Here is a 20,164-nt window from a genome sequence, read left to right on the forward strand (position 1 = left end):
TTTAGTAATGAAAAATTTCCCTTACGATAAGCTTGGTCTTTATACCAACCTACATAAAGATTTGATCAGTCTTGCAGGTTAAAATCGCTGTTCTCTGCGTTAGAGGTTTTGTAATTAGAGCCACTAGTGACTGCAATATCTGCCTTGATAACAACGACTTTTCCAGTGCAAATACTTGATCAACTACTTATCCAGATTGGTATTAGCGTTCTTTATGGGTCAACTGGCTAAGCAGATCTTTACGAATTTCACTCAGCTTAGGCTGCTGCTCGGGTTGCCATGGCAGCGGACGCATCAGGTTAATTGCCTTGAGTCCTAACCTGCCCGTCAGCAGACCAACACCGACACCTTGGGCAACGCGGGTCGACATTCTGCCCGCCAAGTCCATCGAGAGCATATCCATACCGCTATCAGCAATGACTTCACTGGCACCAGCTACCGCCATATTGGCAAGCACTAACTTTACCAACTTGATCCGCGACCAATACCCCAACTCGACGCCATAGACCTTAGAGACTTGGTCAATCAATCGGAAATTTCTCCATGCCACCAGCAGCATATCCGCCAAGGCCAACGGACTAACCGCCACCATAACGGCGGCTTCACTGGCATATTTCGCCACCAGTTTACGTGCCAGCTTATCTTGTTGCCCCAGTACCATACGATCATAAAGCTGCATCACCTCACGGTCATTATGGGTGGCCGCCAATGACTGCAACCATTTGTCATAGCCAGCATGCTCTTCCATCACCTTGCCCTGTTTGGCTAGCCGGGTACAAAACGCTTTGGCTTGACCGATACCATCGGCCTCAAGCAAGGCTTGCGCCTGCTCTCGCTCACTCTGACGACGCTTAAGGCGACGCAAGCTCATTAGCTCACGTCCCAGTGCCGTGATCCCCGCACTGGCAATACCGGCAACAATGACACTCCAGCCCAAGGCAAGCCAATCACCGCCCTGATAGGCCGTCACGACATAATCCACCGTTTGCCACCCCACCATGGCTGCACCGCCAACCATTAAGCCTTTTAGCCAACCAGAACGGCGCTTGGGCTTACTGCGCAGGGCTCGGTCGAGCTCTGCTTCAACATCCGGTTGTTCGGTATCCATTGCCTCGGGTAAGAAACTCTTGTCCTGCTCGGCAAACTGCAACTGTGACGTCAACTCAACCTCGACGGTATCCGCTTTTGGCTTTGATGGCTCATCAAAAACGATCTTGCTTTTTAACGACTCACTCATCGCAATTTATCTCCCAGCAGGTATTCCATTGCTTTATCCATCCGGATATGTGGCAATGGTTCGTCGCTTTGCATTTCAAGCGGACGGAAATTAATAAAATCAAAGCCCGATTGCTGCCAGAAAGTGTCGTTTGGCAAACGGCGTGGCACTTCACCAGGAAATAAGGTCTTGGCATCACCGTCAATTTGGTGCCCTCGCAGGGCTGGCACCTGTCGACCGTGATAATCGACGAAGCCCGGCTCGGTGGCCTGAATCGAAGACAGGCTGACACAATCCATCTTGATCCCCTCAAATGATGCGGTTTGCCATGCTTCATTGACAAGCTGCTGTAGCAAACTCACCAAGTTAGGATGTTGCTCAGGCGTGACATGATCGGCTTTAGTTGCCGCAAACAGTACCTTATCGATTCTGGGTGAGAACAAACGTTTTAGCATTGAGCTACGACCGTAACGAAAGCTCTGCATCAGCTGGTCTAGCGCCTGGCGCATATCATTGAATGACTCCGGCCCAGCATTGAGCGGCTGCAAACAGTCAACCAAGATGATCTGGCGGTCGAATTTGGAGAAGTGCTCCTTATAGAACGCCTTCACAACATGCTGCTGATAATAACGGTAGCGGCTTTTAAGCATACCGAGATTGGTCTCTTCATTGGCATCAGCCCATTGCTGCTCGGTGATTTTTTCGAGCCAGACCATCGGGAAGAACTGCAATACCGGTGCACCCGCCAGCTCACCCGGTAGAACAAATCGGCCCGGTTGCACCCAATGTAATCCACCTTCTGCTTTGCACTTATACAAATATTCGGTAAAACGCGCCGAGACCTGTTCGATCAACGTCTCGTCTGCCGGCGCCAATGGGTCGAAAGATTCGGCCATCGCCAACCAATCCGATGCCAACTCGGCACGCTTACCTTTCAGGATCTGGGCCTGCTGACGTGACCACGCCATAAAATCCAGCTCTAACAACGGTAAGTCCAATAACCATTCACCTGGATAATCGACAATATCCAAATACAATGTTGCCGTCTCTTGCAACAGCTTCATCGGCCCACGCTGGGGCTTGTAACGCAGTGCCAAACGGGTCTGGCTAACATCGCGCGTCGGCTCGGGCCAACTTGGCGGTGCCGAGAGCAGTGCGCCCATCCCTTCTTCGTAAGCAAATTTAGGCACATGCATATCAATTTGTGGCACCCGCTTGGCGCCCAGAAGTTGATCATCCCTAACGGCGGTGAACAGCGGCAATCGCGGGTTAGTACTCACATGCATAAGCTGATTAACCAGTGAAGTAATGAAAGCGGTCTTGCCCGCCCGGGACAGGCCCGTCACCGCCAAACGGACATGGCGGTCTAGACTCCGGTTCACCAATTTGTTCAACTCATTGCTAAATCGATTCATAAACTTTCCTGAAAATGTCAAACACAGCACAGAGTGGGAAACGATAACCCTGACTATAAACCCCGGCTTATTAACCTCTGATGAATTGGCTTGTTAACCACATAGACACCAAGTTAACACCATCGAACCAAGTCAACCTCGTGCCCTCCGCCTTGGTTGGAAATGGTTTGCTGGAGACAAGAAAAGCAGGCCATTGCCTGCTTTTCTGGTTACTCATTAGTTATAGGTTGCGAAACTCTCGGTCGACTTTGAACGCAGAAGAGGTCACATAGGCCTCCATATCGCGCAACTCATGTTCCATATTATCGAGCTCATTCTCGACATTCTGTAAGATTTGGCCTGCTGGTTTTCCTGCTTGCCATGTTTTTTGCTTAACCTGATGCTCGCGAAAAACCGTCTGTTGCTGAATGCGCTCCTCGGGCATTTTGTCGAGGATCAGCCAAGCGGCAACATAGGCCAGGGTGACAATGAATCCCACCCCGAGTAAAAAAGCTGACACAGTGAGGATCCTCACTAACCAGATTTCCATACCAAAGTATTCGGCAACTCCGGCACAAACGCCACCTAGCTTGCCGTTTTTCGGGTCGCGAAAAAGGGTCTTATTCATGACTTGCGCCTCCACTGCGGAACTTCCGAATCCAAGATACGCTCCAAAGTCACAATACGATCTTGCATCTGCTCTGCGCGAGCCACCAGCTCCTGTAGTTTCTGCTGATCATCACCAGACAACCCTTCACTTGCGTGCTTCTTGCTACGATAGTGGAGGATCAACCACAGTGGGGCAACAAAGATCATGAATACGACTAACGGCCCTACAATAAACCCCATAGACATTACTTTTCTCCTTTTATCCGCGCAGATTCAATTCATTAGATTGTCATAATAGCCACTGCCATCATAACAACCAATTTCTGTTAAGGTGAATTACTCTTTGTCCTTGAGGTTGGCTTTCATGCGCTCAAGCTCTTTTTCGATTTCATCTTGCGCCTGCAGATCAGCAAACTCATCATTCAAGTTCTTGCCGCGTCCAATGCTGTAACTGTCAGCTTCTGCTTCCATCTCATCGATACGGCGTTCGTACTGCTCGAATTTCGACAACGCTTCATCAACCTTACCGGTATCCAATTGACGGCGCACATCACGACGAGTATCGGCCGCTTTATGACGCATCACTAACGCCTGCTGGCGGGCGCGGGTCTCTTGCAGCTTACGCTCTAACTCAGCCACTTCCGTTGCTAGCTTCTCGATGGTCGCTTCCACCAGTTTGTACTCTTCATTTAATGTCAGCGCGACATCGTTAAGCTTCTGCTTTTCAATCAGTGCAGCACGAGCGAGATCTTCACGGCCTTTCTGAATGGCCAGGCTAGCTTTATCTTGCCAGTCACGGCTTTGAGCCTCAATCGCCTGAATACGGCGCTGAAGTTCTTTCTTGTCAGCCAATGCACGCGCAGAAGAGGTACGCACTTCAACCAGCGTATCTTCCATTTCCTGAATGATAAGACGGATCATTTTCTGCGGATCTTCAGCCTTATCCAACAGTGAGTTGACGTTGGCATTCACAATATCGGCAAAACGAGAAAAAATACCCATAATTACATCTCCTAAATATATTTGCGTTCTGTTCCAAAACAGTAACTATGTTGACTATTACAACAAACATGCCAACTTTATGTCTTTTATATATCATATACTTAGCTTTGCACCTCAACAGTCGCCCTGCTAAGGTATAAGTAATTACGCTAACTATTAGTGAGATTTACCATGCGAAAGACAGATAACCTCATCGGCGAATCCGAGGCGTTCCTCACGGTACTGGATCAAACGTCACGCCTTGCACCGCTTGATCGCCCTATTCTGATCATCGGCGAACGAGGAACCGGTAAGGAGCTCATCGCTCAACGCCTGCATTATCTGTCGCGCCGGTGGGACCAGCCCCTCGTCTCGCTTAACTGCGCCGCGCTGAGTGAAGGCGTAATTGACTCCGAGCTGTTCGGCCACGAGGCCGGCTCATTTACCGGCGCTAAAGGCCGACACCAGGGGCGGTTCGAACGCGCCGAGAACGGGTCCTTGTTCCTCGACGAGCTAGCAACAGCACCGATGGGAGTACAAGAAAAACTGCTCAGGGTGATTGAATACGGCGAATATGAACGAGTGGGGGGCAGCAAAACTTGCCAGGCCAATGTCCGGTTGATCTGCGCTACCAATGAAAACCTGCCGCAACTGGCCGCAGAGGGTAAGTTCCGTTCCGATTTGCTCGACCGCCTTGCCTTCGACATCATTCACTTACCGCCATTGCGCGAACGACAAGAAGATATTTTACCCCTTGCCGAATACTACGCCGTGAAAATGTGCCGCGAGCTCAACTTCAGCTTTTTCGCCGGGTTCAGTCAGCAAGCCCAGCAGCAACTGCAAACCTACCCCTGGCCCGGCAACATCCGTGAACTTAAAAATGTGACTGAACGCTCCGTCTTTCGCCATAGCCTCGAGAATGAGCCGGTCGATACCATTATTTTTGACCCGTTCACGCCACCTTGGCAACAAGAGAAAGACAATGAGAGCAGCAATAAAAACCATACCGAACCCAGCTCTTCCACTGAAAAGCTAGCGACCAGCAACGGCATGTGGGAACTCCCCATTGATTTTCGCCAGTGGCAACAAGATCAGGAGGTTGCCATTCTTCAACAGGCTCTCGAGCAAGCACAGTATAATCAGCGTAAAGCCGCTGACTTACTCAGCTTGAGCTACCATCAACTGAGGGGACTGCTGCGCAAGTACCAGTTGGTCGGAAATGACTAAAGCAATGATCTGTACACTTTCTGGCCATAAAGAACCTAGAAATAACAGGTATTTTAATGAGGTGACTTGGTGACAGACTGGGTTAATGGTAAATTTATAATCTTGTTTCCAAAAAATTTCTTATCCTATGAGCGCCTATACTCGTCTTTTGCTTGTGTGCGTCAGCCTTGCCGGCCTGATTGGCTGTAGTGATGACCCGCAGCAGGATAGCAATATTCGCAGCCGTGGTTTCGTCTATTGCGGACAAGATAAGCCAACAACCTTTAATCCACAGCTAATCGATGGTGGATTGACGGCTGATACCTTGGCTGCGCAACTTTTCGACCGTTTGTTACTCCTCGATCCTGTTAGTCACCAGCCTCTTCCATCGCTCGCCGATGGCTGGAGTAGCAGTGATGATGGCTTAGTCTATACCTTTAACTTAAGACAAGGTGTTGAGTTTCAAACCACTGATTGGTTCAAACCTACACGCCAGTTCAACGCTCAGGATGTGGTGTTTAGCTTTAAGCGAGTCATTCAACCGGATCACCCTTTCCATGCGATCTCCGGCGGTCGCTACCCTTGGTTCGACAGCCAGGGGTTTGCCAACCTGATTGAAGATATTGAGGTTGTTGCCCCTCTCACAGTAAGGTTTACCCTAAGCCGGCCTGATAACGCTTTTTTGTCCAATTTGGCAACGACCTATGCGGTGATCCACTCGCAGGAATATGCCCAGCAAACGCTTCGCGCAGGCAAGCCCGACCAACTGGACTCCTTACCCGTTGGTACCGGGCCGTTTTTCCTCGATAGCTACCAAGCCAATGATTTTGTTAGGCTTAACCGCCACGAAAACTACTGGCAGGGTAAAGCGGCTATGGAGCAAGTGGTGTTCGACATTGCCAGCCGTGGTACAGGCACACTGGCCAAACTGCTGAGCAACGAATGTGACGTACTGTCATCACCCGTTGCTAGCCAACTGCCCGTTATCAGTGCTGACGATAATTTTAGCCTTGATGCCCAAACAGGTATGAACGTGGCGTTTCTGGCCTTGGATAGCAACCAGCCAGAGCTGAGTGATATTCGGGTTCGTAAAGCCATCAACCATGCCATCAACCGTGAAAATCTGCTCAATTCAGTCTACTACGGTACAGGCACCAAGGCCCGTAGCCTCTTGCCGCCAATGTCTTGGGCTTACAACCATGGTAGCCAGGCGCTGGATTATGACCCAGCAAAAGCACTTGACCTACTTAAAGAAGCCGGTTACGACAAAAACTTAGCACTGACTTTATGGGTGCCGCTTGAGCCACGCCCGTATAATCCAAGTCCTCGCAAAACGGCAGAATTAATCCAAGCGGATCTCAATGCTGTCGGGATCAAGGTAGACATCATCACCCAAGATACCGTCAACCGCTTTAGTGCGATTGATAAGTACAACAGTGATTTGATCTTAACGGGCTGGGTTGCCGATAACGGCGATCCGGATAATTTTCTGCGTCCGCTGCTATCTTGCGATGCCAAAAAAGCCGGCCTGAACGTGGCCAACTGGTGTAACCTCAGCTTTGATAATCTACTCGAGCTGGCATCCAGAACCCCTAAACTGAACCAGCGGCTTAATTATTATCACCTTGCCCAAGATATCTTGGATACCGAGGTACCGATTGTCCCATTGGCCCATGGCGTCCATTTCCAAGTTCACCACAAGTCCCTGGAAGGCTTGCAGATGAGTCCGTTTGGCACCCGCTCCTTCTCGACAGTCTTCCGGAGCGAGATCTAATATGTTTATCTATACCATTCGTAGGCTAAACCTCTTTCTGATCACCCTGCTGATCCTAACCTTGATCGGCTACAGCATTTTGCGGCTAGACAATGCGCCACTGTGGAGCACCGGGTCATTCTGGTCTGGTTGGGTGATATACCTCGAGAACCTAATGGCCGGCCACTTAGGCATGAACCTCCAAGGCGAGCCAATCGTCAACGAAGTGATGGCGGTTTTCCCTGCCACACTAGAACTGAGTTTCTTTGCTTTTGTGCTTTCACTGATCATTGGTATCCCTGTGGGTACCCTTGCAGGAGTCAAGCGCGGAAAATTCATAGACACCACCATCTCATCCATCACTCTTGTGGGTTACTCAATTCCACTATTTTGGTTGGCGATGTTGCTTATTATGCTGTTTTCTTTGAAATTAGGCTGGCTCCCCGTCTCTGGCCGCTACAGTTTGCTGTACGAGATTGACCATGTCACCGGTGTTGCCCTAATCGATGTGATGCTATCTGACAAGCCTTACCGTGCTGAAGCCCTGATGGATACCATCAGACACCTTGTACTGCCCACTGTGGTGTTAGCAATGGCACCGACCACCGAGGTGATCAGGCTAACCCGTGCATCGGTGTCAGATGTCATGGATCAGAACTTTATCAAAGTTGCCCAGACCAAGGGCCTGTCGATGTTTGAAATCATTATCCGGCATGTGCTGAGAAATGCCATTCCACCGATCATCCCGAAACTGGGTATGCAATTTTCGACCATGATGACCTTTGCAATGCTAACCGAATCCATCTTCAACTGGCCGGGGATCGGCCGCTGGTTACTTGATGCCATTTCAACTCAGAACTATGTCGCCATTCAAGCCGGTGTGATCACCGTGGGTACCTTTATCCTGATTGCCAATATCCTGTCTGACTTGACCGGCGCCCTTGTCAATCCTCTCGTACGGAAGGAATGGTATGCTATCAAATAACATCTATCAGGAGACTAAGATCCCAACCCAGCGTGAGCGGGCTTGGCAAAATTTCAAAAACAACTCCTTGGCGATGTTTGGTCTATGGTGCTTGGCTCTCCTCAGTGTCATTACATTGCTGGCATCTTGGCTCACGCCCTACGATGCCTTCAGTCAGGTCGGTGAGCTGCTCATGCCACCGTCATGGGATACCACAGGTAAAGTCGAGTACTTCTTCGGTACCGACGATCTTGGCCGCGATATGCTGAGCCGCTTACTGCTCGGTTCTCGTTTAACTTTTGGCTACGCCGTGCTGGTGGCTATTTGCTCCGCGACGATTGGGATATTGATCGGCGTATTGGCCGGTATGACCCGAGGCTTAAAATCAAGCTTCCTCAACCACGTTCTTGATACCGTGCTGTCTATCCCTTCTCTGCTGCTGGCAATCATCGTTGTCGCATACATGGGCCCGGGCGAGATCAATATCCTGCTGGCTATTTGGCTGGCACTCATCCCACGCTTTATCCGTGCCGTGTATACAGCAGTACACAACGAGGTAGAAAAAGACTACATCATGGCGGCACGCCTTGATGGTGCCAACAACTTCTACCTGCTGTACAACTCTATTTTGCCCAATATCCTGACCGTGCTGACCAATGAGTTCACCCGGGCAATTTCGATTGCAATTCTAGATATAGCTGCACTGGGTTTTCTTGGCCTTGGCGCTCAGGCACCGATGCCGGAATGGGGTGCAATGCTGGGTGACTCCATCGAGCTGATCTATCTTGCTCCATGGACGGTTACCTTGCCAGGACTGGCCATTACATTCAGTGTTTTGGTTGTAAACTTAGTAGGAGAAGGACTCCGCCAAGCCATCAATGCGGGGATTGACTGATGCCACTCTTAGATATTCGTAACCTGACCATTGAGATCGATACGCCGCAAGGCATGGTCAAAGCCGTTGAACGGATGAGCCTAACCATCAATGAAGGCGAGATCCGTGGCTTAGTAGGCGAATCTGGCTCGGGTAAAAGCTTGGTTGCCAAAGCCATCGCGGGTGTGGCCAAGAGCAACTGGCGGGTCAGTGCCGACCGCCTACGCCTCGGTGATGTTGACTTGCTGGCCCTATCTGCGCGCGAGCGTCGTCGCGTTGTCGGCCGGGAAATCGCGATGATATTCCAAGAGCCGTCCTCATGCCTTGATCCGTCTGAGAAAGTCGGTGCGCAGTTGGAAGAAGCGATTCCCTCTGCGTCATTCGATGGCTATTTCTGGCAGCGGTTCTACTGGCGTCAGAAACAGGCTATCGCCCTGCTGCACAAAGTCGGGATCAAAGATCATCGTCGAGTGATGCGGAGTTACCCTTACGAGCTGACCGATGGGGAATGCCAAAAGGTAATGATTGCCATGGCTATCGCCAACCGTCCACGCTTGCTGATCGCCGATGAACCAACCAATGATCTGGATCCGATCACCCAAGCACAAATTTTCCGCTTATTAAGCCGAATGAATCAGCTGGGTAATACCACCATCTTACTGGTCAGCCATGATCTGACCACCGTGACCCAATGGGCAGACCGGATCACTGTTATGTACTGTGGTCAATCTGTCGAATCCGCCAATCGACAACAACTATTGGAATCGCCGCATCATCCCTATACCGAAGCTTTGCTGCGGGCCATGCCGGATTTCAACCTCGATAAGCTGGCCCATAAAAGTAAGCTGGAAACCCTACCGGGATCGATTCCTCCGCTTCAGCACCTTCCTATTGGTTGCCGACTTGGGCCCCGCTGCCCGCATGCACAACGTAAGTGTGTTGAAGTGCCAAAACGCAGGAAGATCAAAAACCACAAGTTCAGCTGTCATTTTCCGCTGAACATGGAGAGAAATACCAAATGAGTGCGTTACTTGAAGTCGAGAATCTCAAAAAAGACTACCATTACCGCTCAGGCTTGTTTCGCCGCCGCACCATAGAAGCAGTAAAACCGGTCTCGTTTAGCTTGGAAGCCGGGGAAACCATCGCTTTTATGGGAGAAAACGGCTCAGGTAAGTCCACCTTAGCGCGTATGCTCTCTGGGGTGGTCGAGCCTACCGAGGGAGTGATCCGGGTGAATGGCGAGCCGCTAACGCACCGAGATTATCAGACCCGCTGCAAGCTGATCAGGATGATCTTCCAAGATCCCAACACATCGCTCAATCCGCGGATCCAGATCGGTAAAATCCTCGAAGGGCCGCTGAAACGAAATACCAACATGACACCGCAAGCCCGTGAGCGCCGGATCATGGAAACCCTAAAGCGTGTGGGTTTGCTGCCTGAACATGCTTATTTTTACCCGCAAATGCTGGCGACAGGCCAAAAGCAGCGCGTATCACTGGCACGAGCCTTGATTCTGCAGCCTTGTATTATAGTGGCGGATGAAGCACTTAACGGCCTCGATATGTCGATGCGCTCTCAGATCATCAACCTGCTGCTTGAGCTTCAGGAAGAAATGGGACTGTCATACATTTATGTGTCGCAGCATATGGGGGTGATCAAGCATTTCTCAGATAGGGTTATCGTGATGCAACACGGTATGATTGTTGAGGAAGGCAAAACCAATGAGGTGTTCGACAACCCGCAACACGCACTGACCCAAAAGCTGCTCGACAGTCACTTTTCCGCCCCATCCCATGACAGGAGCAACCGTATTAGCCGGTCAACACCGAAAATAGAATGCTAATACTGTGCTATCAAACGGGGCACTGCACTGGGCGATCAGAAACGGGCCTCTCGCCCGTTTTTATCTCTACTCGATCTGATATTGGCTAAGCCAACATCACCGCCAAGCCACCAAGCATCACTGCACTGATCACAGGCAAAGCAACATATTTTCGTAATCCAGGCTCGCCGACAAACCACGCCATCCCCATTTTTACCAAGCTGTTCACAGCAGCTGCGATAAAAATCCCCATCGATGCTGTTGCTAACATCTGGCCACCGGCACTCTGCCGGCCCAACGCCAGAGTGATAGCATCGACATCAGTGATCCCTGAAATAGCCGCCAGCAACAAAGTCCCGGTATTACCAAACCACTCCTGCAACCCGCTAGCCAGCAAGATAATCAGTAGCAATATAAGCCCAAAGCCCAGTGCTGACGTCAGCGCCAGCGGGTTTTGCTTCATCTCGGGGTTGGTCTGGTTATCGACTTTGTTCCGCTGCCATATCCACCACGCCGGCAAGTAGAAGCCAAGCATCATCAACAACATAGGTATCCACAGCAACTCGACCAGCTGCCGGTTTACCACTGAGCATACAAAGAGAATACGAGGAAACATGGTCCCACAGCTGAGCAAGATCCCACTGCCTAGCAAGCCATTAAGTTGAGGCTGCTGCTTCGACAAGTGGGAAAACTGTAATGTCAGCGCGGTCGACGAACTGAGCCCGGCAAACAGGCAGGTCAGCAAAATACCTTTTTGTGTCCCGCCGATTTTCATTGCAAAGTAACCGACAAAGGAAATACCGGCGATCAATACCACCATCCACCAAATTTCGTAGGGATTGATGGCTCCCCACGGTCCCATCGGTTCATTGGGCAGTAACGGCAGCAATACAACAGAGATAAGCAACAAACGGAGGGCGGCATCCAGCTCATACTCCTGCAAACGCTGCAGGGCTGCGTGCAGCTCTTGTTTGTTATCAAGAATGATCGCGGTGATCACCGCAGCAGAGACAGCCAAAGTAGGGTCACCAACAATCGCCAGTACCCCGAGCAGAAAGGTAATTAACGCCCCCACCAAACCAGTGATACTGAGGTTAGTTTTCCATTTTAGACGCTGGGAATAAGCGACGGACAAGACAATGGTCAGTGCAACAAACGACAAGCCGAGAAATAGTTCAGAGAAATGCTCAGCCAGCAGCCCGCAAATACCACCGAGCAGACCCACTAGCGAATAGGTACGGATCCCGGCAATTCGGCTCCCTGCCGCTTCATTACGATCGACCCATCCACGCTGGATACCAATGATAGCACCAAGCAGCAAGGCAATAGCCAACCGAATATAAGGGGACGTTAACGCTAAATCCGAGTCCATAGACCACCTAAACTAGATTTCCTTAATCTAGTTTAGGATGAGCAACGACGAGCAACTGTCTGCTCTATCACGAATTTTATATTGACATATAAAAAAACAGGCCCTCATGAGGACCTGTCTTTACAAAATAAGCAGCTGTCAGTTAAGCAAGTGTTTTGTTGATTTCAGCTAGAACCGCTGCTGGATCAGCCGCTTTGGTAATTGGTCGACCGATAACCAAGTAGTCAGAGCCAGCCTGCACCGCTTCAACTGGGGTCATGACACGGCGCTGATCGCCTGCTGCGCTACCTGCAGGGCGGATACCCGGGGTAACCAACTTAAACTCGCTTCCCAGTTCCGTTTTCAGCATAGTTGATTCATGGGCAGAGCACACTACACCGTCAAGGCCGCTGTTCTTCGTCAGACGAGCAAGATTCAAAACATGATCTTTTGGCTCAGCTGTAATGCCGATACCTTGCAGATCTGAGGCTTCCATACTGGTCAGTACCGTCACACCGATAAGCAGCGGGCGATCTTTGCCGAACGGTTCAAGAATTTCGCGTGAAGCCGTCATCATACGCTCGCCACCGCTGGCATGGACATTAACCATCCACACACCTAAATCGGCCGCAGCAGCCACAGCGCGTGAACAGGTGTTAGGAATGTCGTGGAATTTCAAATCTAGAAATACAGAATGGCCCCGCTCATGCAGTTTACGCACAAAGTCAGGGCCAAAAAAAGTAAACATCTCTTTGCCAACTTTCAATCGGCAACTTCCCGGTTCAATCCGGTCAACAAAGGCTAACGCCTCGTCTTGGTTTGGGTAGTCGAGAGCGACAATTATTTTTGGATCTAACATGGCATCTCCTGCTTAGTCATAAGGTCAAACTAGCTCAGCTTGCTGAGCGCGCTCAGGATTGTACAGCAAAATAGTTTTTTATCGAGCATTAATTGATAATCAACACCAAACAGCCAAAAAGTGCACTCAATCTATTTAGCCAATCGTTTATTCGAGCCAGTTAACTTTTCGGTGCACTTTTTGCTGCGGGAAATAGCATGAAAAATGTTAACTTGCGATATTTGGCCAAATTAGGCCCCCTTTAATTACAAAAAAGCCTACTTGAGCTTCAAGTAGGCTTTTTATAATGGTTTTAGCATCTATTGCTAGGGGTTATTCGCCATCCAATCCTCGGATCGGTTTTATTGCTCCCCACCCTTTACAGGATGGACACTGCCAGTACAAGGAGTGGGTAGCAAAGCCACATTGGCGGCAACGGTAATGGGGCTTAATTTTAAGCTGCTCTCCCACCAAGCCACGCAGTGTGGTCAAACTGTCTTTTGCTCTGCCGTCCTCAGCCTCGTCCAAATGATAATCCATCAACTGGTAAAAGCCCTTCATGGTCGGGTTCTTCTGCAACTGACGGGTCATAAAGGTCTGGGCCATGGTTGGGCCTTCCCGCTTGGCAATCTCATCAGCCAGCATTAACTCAGCTGTTGAGCCGGCTTTTTGCTCAACACAGTAACGCAGATACTTAAGCCAACCAGATTCATTATCCATCGCTTCGTAGCACTGCAACAGAAGTGGCAACGCCTCACCGATAAATTCGAGATCCTGCTCAGCAACACGCTCAAGCTGTTTAGCGGCCGTTTTGAACTCTTCTTCGGCTATAAAAATTTTCGCCAGCATGATACTGGCCCTGACACAGGTTTTATCAGCCGATAAAGACTTCTTGAGCAGCTGCTTGGCTTTATCTGGATTCTGCGCACTCATTTCAAGCATCGCCATTTCACACCAGTAATGAGCAATATCGTGCTTGAGCTTACTCTTACCCATTTTGACCAGGTGGGTAGCAATATTGATTGCCTTTTCCCATTCACGGGTCTGCTGGTAGATGGTCAGAAGTTGCTGCAAGGCTCCTTTGCGATGATCAGGTTCGTCTAGCAGCTGCTCAAAGATTTTTTCGGCGCGATCAAAAAAGCCTGCAGCCATGTAGTCCTGCGCTAATTGCTGCAAAGCGAGGTTACGCTGGTCGATGGTGAGGTTTGGGCGGGCAATTAAATTCTGGTGAATGCGAATCGCACGATCAACTTCTCCCCGGCTTCGGAACAGATTTCCCAAAGCCAGGTGTGTATCAATAGTTTCGCTATCAACCTGGAGCAGCTCAATAAACACATCGACTGCTTTATCGGACTGATCCGATAACAGCAAGTTCAAACCTGTCACGTACTGACGTGACATGTGATGAGACTGCTCTTGTTGCTTATTACTAGCGCTCCTGTTACCCATATACCAGCCGTAAGCGGCTGCGATAGGCAATAGCAGGAACAACAGTTCTAGCATTAAATGTTATTCCTTAACTGGTTCGGCTCGCAGCTGATCCAATTCTTGTTTCTGCTTTTGTACTTTCTTGCTCAAGCGGTTTTTGGTGAAACGGGTCTTGAGGTATAACAAGCCACAAATCAGCCAGCCGATCACAAACCCGGAACCGAAGGCGATACCCAGCAAAGTAGAAAGCTGGAATTCTCCCTGGGCTAACAGAAAGTCAAAGTTAACCAACTGCTGGTTTTGGGCACCCAGTGCAAGGGTAACCAAGAAACATGCAGCCAGTAAGAGTACAGTCAGTATCTTCATCGTGAATCCTTCTCACTTGAACGAAATGGAGATGATACCTATCTGGTAAAGGCAATGCCCCAAAACAGAAAAACATCTGGTATAAACACAGAAGGGTATGGCCTGATTATGCAAGATTTTACCTCATCAGACCATGATCAATACGCATAAAAAAACGGCATACTTAACAGCATGCCGTTTTTTTGTTCTAAACGCGGTTAACTAGCAATTGACAAGTTAACACGGTCGCGTAATTCCTTACCAGGCTTGAAGTGAGGAACGTACTTGCCGTCCAACTCAACTTTGTCACCTGTTTTCGGGTTTCGACCTACACGTGGAGCACGGTAATGCAACGAGAAGCTACCAAAGCCACGGATTTCGATCCGGTCACCCTCGGCAAGTGTCGTAGCCATATGCTCAAGGATTTCCTTAATTGCATCTTCTACCTGTTTGGCAGAAAGATGTGTTTGTTGACTACATAGTCTTTCAATTAATTCAGACTTTGTCATAAACACTCCGTTTTTAGTATGTTTCTCAATAGTATAACCGCTTGGGAGGAAAAGTGATCCCCCCTCGCTCAATTATTCGCCTTTAGCCGCTTTGAAAGCGTCAGCCATTGCGCTACCGAAAGAAGCATCATCTTGCTTGTTCAGGTTAGCCATAGCTTCTTGCTCTTCAGCAACGTCTTTAGCGCGTACAGATAGGTTGATTACGCGGTTCTTACGGTCAACGCCTGTGAATTTAGCTTCAACAGAATCGCCAACAGAAAGAACTAGAGTTGCGTCTTCAACACGGTCAACAGATGCTTCAGAAGCACGTAGGTAACCTTCAACACCTTCGATTAGCTCAACAGTTGCGCCTTTAGCATCAACTGCAGTAACTGTACCAGTTACTAGTGCGCCTTTCTTGTTAACAGCAACGTAGCCGTTGAACGGGTCTTCTTCGATCTGCTTAACACCTAGAGAGATACGCTCACGCTCAGCGTCAACCGCTAGAACTACAGCAGAGATCTCGTCGCCTTTCTTGAAGTCGCGAACTGCGTCTTCACCAGCAACATTCCAAGAAATGTCAGATAGGTGAACTAGACCGTCGATGCCGCCTTCAAGACCGATGAAGATACCGAAGTCAGTGATAGACTTGATCTTACCAGTTACGCGATCGCCCTTAGCTTGCATTTCTGCGAATGACTGCCATGGGTTAGCTTTACACTGCTTAAGACCTAGGCTGATACGACGACGTTCTTCGTCGATATCAAGAACCATAACTTCAACTTCGTCGCCCACGTTAACAACTTTAGATGGGTGGATGTTCTTGTTAGTCCAATCCATCTCAGAAACGTGTACAAGACCTTCAACGCCTTCTTCGATTTCAACGAAGCAGCCGTAGTCAGTTAGGTTAGTTACGCGGCCAGAAAGCTTAGTGCCTTCTGGGTAACGCTTAGCGATAGCTACCCATGGATCTTCGCCTAGCTGCTTAAGACCTAGTGATACGCGAGTACGCTCACGATCGAACTTAAGAACTTTAACGTTGATCTCGTCGCCAACATTAACGATTTCAGATGGGTGCTTAACGCGCTTCCAAGCCATGTCAGTGATGTGTAGAAGACCATCAACACCGCCAAGGTCAACGAATGCACCGTAGTCAGTAAGGTTCTTAACGATACCTTTAACTTCCATGCCTTCTTGTAGAGAAGCAAGAAGCTCATCACGCTCAACGCTGTTTTCAGATTCGATAACTGCGCGACGAGAAACAACTACGTTGTTACGCTTCTGGTCTAGCTTGATTACTTTGAACTCTAGCTCTTTGTTTTCTAGGTGAGCAGTGTCACGAACTGGACGCACGTCTACTAGAGAACCTGGTAGGAACGCACGGATGCCGTTAAGTTCAACTGTGAAGCCGCCTTTAACTTTACCGTTGATGATACCAACAACAGTTTCAGCGTCTTCGTAAGCTTTCTCAAGAACGATCCAAGCTTCGTGGCGCTTAGCTTTCTCACGAGATAGCTTAGTCTCACCGAAGCCGTCTTCTACTGCATCTAGTGCAACGTCAACTTCAGCGCCAACTTCGATTTCAAGTTCGCCAGCAGCGTTCTTGAATTCTTCAGCTGGGATAGAAGACTCAGACTTAAGGCCTGCGTCAACTAGTACGTAACCGTTTTCGATAGCTACAACAGTACCTTTAACGATCGCGCCTGGACGTGTTTCTAGTTCGTTTAGAGACTCTTCAAAAAGTAGAGCAAAAGATTCAGTCATTATTTAATCTTCAATGTGATTAACAACCATGGGTATCCTACCGCATGGGGTTGGTAGTAATGTCAGTTATCATCCGTGACACCGACTCCATCTGCCGAATTATTCGGCTGATAATTTCGTTTCAATATGGGCCAATGCCAGTTCAATGACTTGGTCAATAGACATCTCTGTAGAGTCTAGCACCAAAGCATCAGCCGCGGGACGTAACGGTGCGACCGCACGGTTGCGATCTCGATCGTCACGTACCTGAATTTCTTTCAAAAGGTGGTCAAAGTTAACATCTAACCCTTTCTGTTGCAACTGCTTCATGCGACGACTCGCACGTTCTTCAGCACTGGCATCAAGAAAGAACTTGACTTCTGCCTGAGGAAAAACAACGGTGCCCATATCGCGACCATCTGCGACCAAACCCGGAGCCTCACTGAAGGCTCGCTGGCGACGAAGCAACGCTTCACGAACACGTGGCAGCGCTGCCACCTTAGAGGCTGCCATACCGGTTTCTTCTTTACGAAGCTCACCCGACACATCTTCCCCTTCAAGGATCACCTTTACCAACTCGCCTTCGGCCACGAACTGCACATCCAAGTGGGCAGCCAAAGGGACAAGTGCGTCTTCAGACTCAAGGTCAACACCATGGTGCAACGCCGCAAGGGCCAGCACACGGTAAATAGCGCCAGAGTCCAATAGCTTCCAGCCCAGTTTTTCTGCCAATAGCATACACAGCGTGCCTTTACCGGCTCCGCTTGGTCCATCGACAGTGATCACTGGTGCGTGAGTAGACATAGGTAATCTCCAAACTTGTTTAAACCAAAGCAGTAATACCCATCGCCACGCCATCAAGGACATACCGATACTTATTACCACTCTCAAACGGGGGCATATTATACGAGAAAAAAGTTGTGATACCAATCAGTAATCAGACTTAAAGCCAAATCCCCTTTGGGAAAAAGAAAAAACCCGCCAGCAAGCGGGTTTTCTTTATAGATAGACAGACACCGTAACTAGTTGCTTAACGCAGCCAATTTTTCGAAGTAATCCGGGAAGGTTTTGGAGGTACACTTCGGGTCATTAATGGTCACCGGTGTATCACTTAGCGCCACCAGCGAGAAACACATCGCCATACGATGATCGTCATAGGTATCGATCGCAGCATGAGTAAGCTGTGCTGGCGGGGTAATGGTAATAAAATCCTCACCTTCGAGAACCTCAGCTCCGACTTTACGCAGTTCGGTCGCCATCGCCGCCAAGCGGTCCGTTTCTTTCACGCGCCAATTGTAGACGTTTCGGATTGACGTCGTACCTTCTGCAAACAAGGCCGCGGTGGCGATAGTCATTGCTGCATCGGGGATATGATTGAAGTCCAAATCGACCGCTTTTAGTTCACCGCGGCGGGCAATCACATAGTCATCACCCCACTCAACGTCAGCACCCATCGCTGCCAGTGCATCGGCAAACTGAACATCCCCCTGAATACTCTTCTTACCAATACCTGTTACTTTGACTTCACCGCCTTTAATCGCCGCAGCGGCAAGAAAGTATGATGCGGAAGAGGCATCGCCTTCCACCAAGAAATCACCCGGTGCCTGATAGGTCTGGCCGCCTTTCACCACAAATTCTTGGTAATCGCGGTTTTCCACCTCAACACCGAACTGGGCCATGATGTGCAAAGTAATATCAATATAGGGTTTCGATACCAGTTCCCCTTTAATACGGATCACCGTATCTGCCGATGCCAGCGGAGCAGACATCAAAAAGGCCGTTAGGAACTGACTCGAGATTGAGCCGTCGATTTCTACTTCACCACCTTTCAGGCCAGTGCCTTTGATCTTGAGTGGTGGATAATTGTCGTTTTCCAAATAAGTAATATCGGCACCCGCGGTACGCAGAGCATCAACCAAGTGGCCAATTGGACGCTCTTTCATCCGTGGCTCACCGGTCAGGATAAATTCACCATCCCCCAAACAAAGTGCCGCAGCCAACGGGCGCATTGCAGTACCGGCGTTACCCAAAAATAATTCCATTGCCGCGGCTGGCTGGAACACGCCGCCTAGGCCCGTGACTTCACATACGGTTTTGTCGTCAGAGAGTTGATAGCTTACTCCCAGCTTGGTCAAGGCTGTTAGCATATGACGGATGTCATCACTATCAAGGAGGTTAGTCAGTCGGGTCTTACCGCTTGCTAACGCTGCCAATAGCAAAGCTCGGTTCGAGACGCTTTTGGAACCAGGCAAATTTACGGTGCCATTAATTTTACTGATCGGCTGTAACGTTAAACTTTCCATCTGTTATTTCATTAATCCTGTTTGGTCGCAGTCATTGCAGATTAACCAATAATGCCTCAGTTCGCTAGTACTGAATTGAGTTTCTAAGCGGCCATTTTGCTATGCTATTTAAAGCCACCAAGGACGGAGGAACCATGAAGAAAAAACTCATTACCATTACCCGAGCAACGTTCGCGTTATTATCATCTATTCTACTTGCAGGCTGTACCGGCATGCCCCAATCGGTCGAGCCTGTCTCTCCCTTCAGTGTCGATAAGTACCTTGGCACCTGGTACGAAATTGCCCGACTCGACCATAGCTTCGAGCGTGGCCTAAGTCATGTCAGTGCCGTCTATACTCTCAATGATGACGGCTCAATAAAAGTCATCAACCGAGGCTATGACACAGAAGAACAACAATGGCAGCAAGCTGATGGCCGGGCTGTCTTTGTTGATGATACCGACAAAGCGCACCTCAAGGTCTCTTTCTTCGGCCCCTTCTACAGCAGTTACGTCGTCTTTTTTCTCGAACCAAACTATTCGATCGCCCTCGTCAGCGGTTATAACACCGATTATCTGTGGCTACTCGCCAGAGAGCCAGTCATGGATGAAGCACGAATCGACCGCTATGTTGCCATCGCTGAGCAAGCGGGGTTCGCAACAGACAAACTGCTATACCCTGACCAGTTGCAGAAAATGTAGCAACTCATACCAATCTGGATAAGTAGTTGATCAAATATTTATGTCGGCTGGTATCAAATAAGGTACCTATGAAAAAGCCGCTTCATCAAAGCTAATGCCATTCGGTTAAGCACTAGCGCTTATATCTCAATGGATATCGGCTAGGAATATAGAGCACTGAACGTGGATA

General features: G+C 49.3%; 20 protein-coding genes. 7 read left to right on the top strand and 13 right to left on the bottom strand.

Annotation, left to right across the window (positions count from 1 at the left end; all coding sequences use genetic code 11):
• Positions 1-202: 202 nt before the first annotated feature.
• From ACVA53_RS04670 to pspA, 5 genes are all read right to left on the bottom strand, one after another.
• Positions 203-1,237, bottom strand: a complete 1,035-nt coding sequence (locus tag ACVA53_RS04670) for a YcjF family protein (protein ID WP_255041372.1) — start codon at positions 1,235-1,237, stop codon at positions 203-205.
• Complete coding sequence (locus tag ACVA53_RS04675; RefSeq protein ID WP_255041370.1) at positions 1,234-2,631, bottom strand: YcjX family protein; 1,398 nt, start codon at positions 2,629-2,631, stop codon at positions 1,234-1,236. The genes ACVA53_RS04670 and ACVA53_RS04675 overlap by 4 nt, the downstream gene beginning before the upstream one ends.
• A gap of 220 nt (positions 2,632-2,851) precedes the next feature.
• Complete coding sequence (gene pspC / locus ACVA53_RS04680; protein ID WP_446504599.1) at positions 2,852-3,238, bottom strand: envelope stress response membrane protein PspC; 387 nt, start codon at positions 3,236-3,238, stop codon at positions 2,852-2,854.
• Positions 3,235-3,465 carry an envelope stress response membrane protein PspB gene (gene pspB / locus ACVA53_RS04685; RefSeq protein ID WP_255041367.1) on the bottom strand — a complete coding sequence of 77 codons (231 nt, stop codon included), beginning with the start codon at positions 3,463-3,465 and terminating at the stop codon, positions 3,235-3,237. Before pspB ends, pspC begins: the two co-directional genes overlap by 4 nt.
• Positions 3,466-3,555: 90 nt before the next feature.
• Positions 3,556-4,221, bottom strand: coding sequence for a phage shock protein PspA (pspA, locus tag ACVA53_RS04690; protein WP_255041365.1), 666 nt, complete (start codon positions 4,219-4,221; stop codon positions 3,556-3,558).
• A 171-nt stretch (positions 4,222-4,392) separates the two neighbouring features.
• On the opposite strand from pspA, the gene pspF reads away from it, so the two are divergent.
• The 6 genes from pspF (at position 4,393) to ACVA53_RS04720 (ending at position 10,840) form a co-directional block, all read left to right on the top strand.
• Positions 4,393-5,427, top strand: a complete 1,035-nt coding sequence (gene pspF / locus ACVA53_RS04695) for a phage shock protein operon transcriptional activator (protein ID WP_446504600.1) — start codon at positions 4,393-4,395, stop codon at positions 5,425-5,427.
• Between the two features lie 127 nt (positions 5,428-5,554).
• Entirely contained in the window at positions 5,555-7,180 is a 1,626-nt protein-coding gene (gene sapA, locus ACVA53_RS04700; protein ID WP_446504601.1) for an ABC transporter substrate-binding protein SapA, read from the top strand.
• A 1-nt stretch (position 7,181) separates the two neighbouring features.
• Positions 7,182-8,144 carry an ABC transporter permease gene (locus ACVA53_RS04705; protein ID WP_255041361.1) on the top strand — a complete coding sequence of 321 codons (963 nt, stop codon included), beginning with the start codon at positions 7,182-7,184 and terminating at the stop codon, positions 8,142-8,144.
• Positions 8,131-9,018 (top strand): putrescine export ABC transporter permease SapC, encoded by an 888-nt coding sequence (gene sapC / locus ACVA53_RS04710; RefSeq protein WP_255041360.1) that lies wholly within the window; start codon positions 8,131-8,133, stop codon positions 9,016-9,018. Before ACVA53_RS04705 ends, sapC begins: the two co-directional genes overlap by 14 nt.
• On the top strand, positions 9,018-10,019 hold the full coding sequence (locus tag ACVA53_RS04715) for a peptide ABC transporter ATP-binding protein (protein WP_446504602.1): 1,002 nt from the start codon (positions 9,018-9,020) through the stop codon (positions 10,017-10,019). Before sapC ends, ACVA53_RS04715 begins: the two co-directional genes overlap by 1 nt.
• On the top strand, positions 10,016-10,840 hold the full coding sequence (locus ACVA53_RS04720; RefSeq protein ID WP_255041357.1) for a peptide ABC transporter ATP-binding protein: 825 nt from the start codon (positions 10,016-10,018) through the stop codon (positions 10,838-10,840). The genes ACVA53_RS04715 and ACVA53_RS04720 overlap by 4 nt, the downstream gene beginning before the upstream one ends.
• A gap of 85 nt (positions 10,841-10,925) precedes the next feature.
• On the opposite strand, the gene ACVA53_RS04725 is transcribed toward ACVA53_RS04720, so the two are convergent.
• The 8 genes from ACVA53_RS04725 to aroA all read right to left on the bottom strand — a co-directional run bounded on the left by ACVA53_RS04725 (position 10,926) and on the right by aroA (position 19,315).
• Positions 10,926-12,191, bottom strand: coding sequence for an MgtC/SapB family protein (locus tag ACVA53_RS04725; protein ID WP_446504603.1), 1,266 nt, complete (start codon positions 12,189-12,191; stop codon positions 10,926-10,928).
• Positions 12,192-12,333: 142 nt separating this feature from the next.
• Positions 12,334-13,029, bottom strand: coding sequence for an orotidine-5'-phosphate decarboxylase (pyrF, locus tag ACVA53_RS04730; protein WP_446504604.1), 696 nt, complete (start codon positions 13,027-13,029; stop codon positions 12,334-12,336).
• Between the two features lie 312 nt (positions 13,030-13,341).
• Positions 13,342-14,511, bottom strand: coding sequence for a lipopolysaccharide assembly protein LapB (gene lapB, locus ACVA53_RS04735; RefSeq protein ID WP_446504605.1), 1,170 nt, complete (start codon positions 14,509-14,511; stop codon positions 13,342-13,344).
• A gap of 6 nt (positions 14,512-14,517) precedes the next feature.
• A complete protein-coding gene (locus tag ACVA53_RS04740) occupies positions 14,518-14,802 on the bottom strand; it encodes a LapA family protein (protein ID WP_255041352.1) in 285 nt (94 codons plus the stop codon).
• A gap of 197 nt (positions 14,803-14,999) precedes the next feature.
• A complete protein-coding gene (ihfB, locus tag ACVA53_RS04745) occupies positions 15,000-15,290 on the bottom strand; it encodes an integration host factor subunit beta (RefSeq protein ID WP_107349510.1) in 291 nt (96 codons plus the stop codon).
• A 72-nt stretch (positions 15,291-15,362) separates the two neighbouring features.
• Positions 15,363-17,033, bottom strand: a complete 1,671-nt coding sequence (rpsA, locus tag ACVA53_RS04750) for a 30S ribosomal protein S1 (protein ID WP_107349509.1) — start codon at positions 17,031-17,033, stop codon at positions 15,363-15,365.
• Between the two features lie 99 nt (positions 17,034-17,132).
• On the bottom strand, positions 17,133-17,816 hold the full coding sequence (gene cmk / locus ACVA53_RS04755; RefSeq protein ID WP_446504606.1) for a (d)CMP kinase: 684 nt from the start codon (positions 17,814-17,816) through the stop codon (positions 17,133-17,135).
• Positions 17,817-18,034: 218 nt separating this feature from the next.
• The gene (gene aroA, locus ACVA53_RS04760) at positions 18,035-19,315 is read right to left on the bottom strand and encodes a 3-phosphoshikimate 1-carboxyvinyltransferase (RefSeq protein WP_446504607.1); all 1,281 of its coding nucleotides are present in this window, start codon (positions 19,313-19,315) and stop codon (positions 18,035-18,037) included.
• Positions 19,316-19,449: 134 nt separating this feature from the next.
• On the opposite strand from aroA, the gene ACVA53_RS04765 reads away from it, so the two are divergent.
• The gene (locus ACVA53_RS04765; protein ID WP_446504608.1) at positions 19,450-19,995 is read left to right on the top strand and encodes a lipocalin family protein; all 546 of its coding nucleotides are present in this window, start codon (positions 19,450-19,452) and stop codon (positions 19,993-19,995) included.
• Positions 19,996-20,164 lie beyond the last annotated feature (169 nt).

The sequence above is a fragment of the Photobacterium sp. DNB23_23_1 genome, from assembly GCF_052873815.1.

What these genes read in the sequence shown, in the direction of transcription:
- pspA (WP_255041365.1), bottom strand. Translation starts at nt 4,221, where the DNA reads ATGGGTATTTTTTCTCGTTTTGCCGATATTGTGAATGCCAACGTCAAC.
- pyrF (WP_446504604.1), bottom strand. Translation starts at nt 13,029, where the DNA reads ATGTTAGATCCAAAAATAATTGTCGCTCTCGACTACCCAAACCAAGAC.
- cmk (WP_446504606.1), bottom strand. Translation starts at nt 17,816, where the DNA reads ATGTCTACTCACGCACCAGTGATCACTGTCGATGGACCAAGCGGAGCC.
- ACVA53_RS04670 (WP_255041372.1), bottom strand. Translation starts at nt 1,237, where the DNA reads ATGAGTGAGTCGTTAAAAAGCAAGATCGTTTTTGATGAGCCATCAAAG.
- ACVA53_RS04740 (WP_255041352.1), bottom strand. Translation starts at nt 14,802, where the DNA reads ATGAAGATACTGACTGTACTCTTACTGGCTGCATGTTTCTTGGTTACC.
- ACVA53_RS04720 (WP_255041357.1), top strand. Translation starts at nt 10,016, where the DNA reads ATGAGTGCGTTACTTGAAGTCGAGAATCTCAAAAAAGACTACCATTAC.
- ACVA53_RS04705 (WP_255041361.1), top strand. Translation starts at nt 7,182, where the DNA reads ATGTTTATCTATACCATTCGTAGGCTAAACCTCTTTCTGATCACCCTG.
- sapA (WP_446504601.1), top strand. Translation starts at nt 5,555, where the DNA reads ATGAGCGCCTATACTCGTCTTTTGCTTGTGTGCGTCAGCCTTGCCGGC.
- ihfB (WP_107349510.1), bottom strand. Translation starts at nt 15,290, where the DNA reads ATGACAAAGTCTGAATTAATTGAAAGACTATGTAGTCAACAAACACAT.
- sapC (WP_255041360.1), top strand. Translation starts at nt 8,131, where the DNA reads ATGCTATCAAATAACATCTATCAGGAGACTAAGATCCCAACCCAGCGT.
- ACVA53_RS04675 (WP_255041370.1), bottom strand. Translation starts at nt 2,631, where the DNA reads ATGAATCGATTTAGCAATGAGTTGAACAAATTGGTGAACCGGAGTCTA.
- pspF (WP_446504600.1), top strand. Translation starts at nt 4,393, where the DNA reads ATGCGAAAGACAGATAACCTCATCGGCGAATCCGAGGCGTTCCTCACG.
- lapB (WP_446504605.1), bottom strand. Translation starts at nt 14,511, where the DNA reads ATGCTAGAACTGTTGTTCCTGCTATTGCCTATCGCAGCCGCTTACGGC.
- pspB (WP_255041367.1), bottom strand. Translation starts at nt 3,465, where the DNA reads ATGTCTATGGGGTTTATTGTAGGGCCGTTAGTCGTATTCATGATCTTT.
- ACVA53_RS04765 (WP_446504608.1), top strand. Translation starts at nt 19,450, where the DNA reads ATGAAGAAAAAACTCATTACCATTACCCGAGCAACGTTCGCGTTATTA.
- ACVA53_RS04725 (WP_446504603.1), bottom strand. Translation starts at nt 12,191, where the DNA reads ATGGACTCGGATTTAGCGTTAACGTCCCCTTATATTCGGTTGGCTATT.
- aroA (WP_446504607.1), bottom strand. Translation starts at nt 19,315, where the DNA reads ATGGAAAGTTTAACGTTACAGCCGATCAGTAAAATTAATGGCACCGTA.
- ACVA53_RS04715 (WP_446504602.1), top strand. Translation starts at nt 9,018, where the DNA reads ATGCCACTCTTAGATATTCGTAACCTGACCATTGAGATCGATACGCCG.
- pspC (WP_446504599.1), bottom strand. Translation starts at nt 3,238, where the DNA reads ATGAATAAGACCCTTTTTCGCGACCCGAAAAACGGCAAGCTAGGTGGC.
- rpsA (WP_107349509.1), bottom strand. Translation starts at nt 17,033, where the DNA reads ATGACTGAATCTTTTGCTCTACTTTTTGAAGAGTCTCTAAACGAACTA.